Source organism: Kitasatospora griseola (assembly GCF_014648555.1).
Lineage (GTDB): Bacteria > Actinomycetota > Actinomycetes > Streptomycetales > Streptomycetaceae > Kitasatospora > Kitasatospora griseola.
Genome location: NZ_BMRI01000104.1, coordinates 1 through 1094, shown reverse-complemented (window position 1 = coordinate 1094; position 1094 = coordinate 1). Strand labels below are relative to the sequence as shown.

Below are 1094 nucleotides of genomic sequence, written 5' to 3'. Positions count from 1 at the left end.
GGCCTTGACCTCGGTGGTGAGCTGGGGGAGGACGGTGAACAGGTCGCCGACGACGCCGTAGTCGACGAGTTCGAAGATCGGGGCCTCGGGGTCCTTGTTGACCGCGACGATGGTCTTCGAGGTCTGCATGCCGGCGCGGTGCTGGATCGCGCCGGAGATGCCCGCCGCGACGTACAGCTGCGGCGAGACCTGCTTGCCGGTCTGGCCGACCTGGTTGGTGTGCGGGTACCAGCCGGCGTCGACCGCGGCGCGGGAGGCGCCGACGGCCGCGCCGAGGGCGTCCGCGAGGTCCTCGACGACGCCGAAGCCCTCCGCGGCGCCCACGCCGCGGCCGCCGGAGACCACGATCGCGGCCTCGGTCAGCTCGGGGCGGCCGGTGGAGACGCGGGGGGTGCGGGAGGTGACGGTGGCGGCGTTGCCGGTGAACGCGACGGTGACGTTCTCGACGGTGCCGGCGGCCGGGGCGGCCTCGGGGGCGGCGCTGTTGGGCTTGACGGTGATGACCGGGGCGCCGGTGGTGACGGTGGACTTCACCTGGAACGACGCGGCGAACACCGACTGGGTGGCGACGGGGCCGCTCTCGCCCTGTTCCAGGTCGACGGCGTCGGTGATCAGGCCCGAGCCCAGGCGCAGGGCGGTGCGGGCGGCGATCTCCTTGCCCTCGCCGCCGGAGGTGACCAGGACGGCGGCGGCGCCTGCGGTCCTGGCGATCTGGGTGAGGGCGTCGACCTTGGGGACGACGAGGAGGGTGGTGAACTCGTCGGCGTCGGCGGTGTAGACCTTGGCTGCGCCGTACTCGGCGGCCTTGGCGGCGATCGCCGCGGCGCTGTCGCCGGCGCCGAGGACGACGGCGCTGGGGGTGCCGAGGCGGCGGGCGAGGGTGAGCAGTTCGAGGGCGGGCTTGCGCACCGCGCCGTCGGCGTGGTCGACCAGGACCAGGATCTCGCTCATGTGTCTAAACTCCGTATCCTTCGAAGGTTCCTGGCGGCCCGTCAGATGAACTTCTGCTCGGCGAGGTACGCGGCGAGCCGCTTGCCGCCGTCGCCCTCGTCGGTCACGACGACGCCCTGGGTGCGGGCGGGGCGCGCGGTGAT

The 1094-nt window shown here is 73.5% G+C and carries 1 protein-coding gene; it reads right to left on the bottom strand.

Annotated elements, in window-relative coordinates:
- Window positions 1-951, bottom strand: a 951-nt coding sequence (locus tag IEZ12_RS37315; protein ID WP_189278879.1) for an electron transfer flavoprotein subunit alpha/FixB family protein, incomplete at its 3' end; no start/stop codon positions are given.
- Between the last annotated feature and the right edge of the window lie 143 nt (window positions 952-1094).